Source organism: Desulfopila sp. IMCC35006 (assembly GCF_005116645.1).
Classification (GTDB): Bacteria; Desulfobacterota; Desulfobulbia; order Desulfobulbales; family Desulfocapsaceae; genus Desulforhopalus_A.
Window position 1 is genome coordinate 1 of the sequence record NZ_SWCM01000048.1, and the last position, 824, is coordinate 824.

The 824-nt window shown below is 49.8% G+C and carries 1 protein-coding gene; it reads left to right on the forward strand.

The window, feature by feature from the left end; genetic code table 11:
• Positions 1-48 precede the first annotated feature (48 nt).
• Positions 49-824, forward strand: a 776-nt coding sequence (locus FCL47_RS25495; RefSeq protein ID WP_304992192.1) for an acyl-CoA dehydrogenase family protein, incomplete at its 3' end; no start/stop codon positions are given.

The following is an 824-nucleotide window of genomic DNA, read 5'->3' on the forward strand; positions in this document are numbered from 1 at the left end:
TACGCCGCAGAAAGCGCCGTATACCGCACTGGCGGGTTGTTGAATAATATGATGCACAGCCTGGACCGCAGCGGTGAAGATGGCGGACAGGTCACGGCGAAAGGGATCGAGGAGTATGCCCTGGAATGTTCGCTCGAAAAAGTATTTGCCAGTGAAGTCGAAGCATTTGTCGTCGACGAGGGGGTGCAGATCCATGGTGGTTACGGGTTCATCGCCGAATATCCGATAGAACGGTTGTACCGGGATGCACGGATCAGAAGAATTTTTGAGGGTACCAACGAAATTAACAGAAACCTCATTCCAACCACTCTTCTTCGTCGTGCCAAGAAAGATGCCCTGCCCTTGCTTGCTACGGTCAACAGCTTGTTAAAAAAAGTCGAAGCCGGTGAAGTGTTCCCAGTCAGGGAGAACCCCAGTGAGGTTGTGCAGGCGGCGAAAGATGTTTTTCTCTTTTCCCTGGGAATCGCCTATGAGAAATACGGCGACGATTTGATGAAACAGCAGGAAATCCTGGGACGTCTGGCAGATATAGCCATCTATGCCTATGTCATGGAAAGCTGTTGGCTACGCGCCAGAAAAGCCGCTGAGGCCAATGGACAGAACCTCCAGCTTAAAAAGAATATGGCAACGGCTTTTATTTATACTGCTGTGGAAAAACTGTCGCTTGCAGCAAGGGAGATCACTACCAACGTCGCTTCCGGAAGTACTCTGGTGCAGATGCAGAAAAATCTCAGCAAGCTCACCCAGCACACTCCGATAGATATCATCACGATCAGAAGCAAAATAGCCGGATCAATTTCTGCTGCGGGAAAATATGTAGCCTA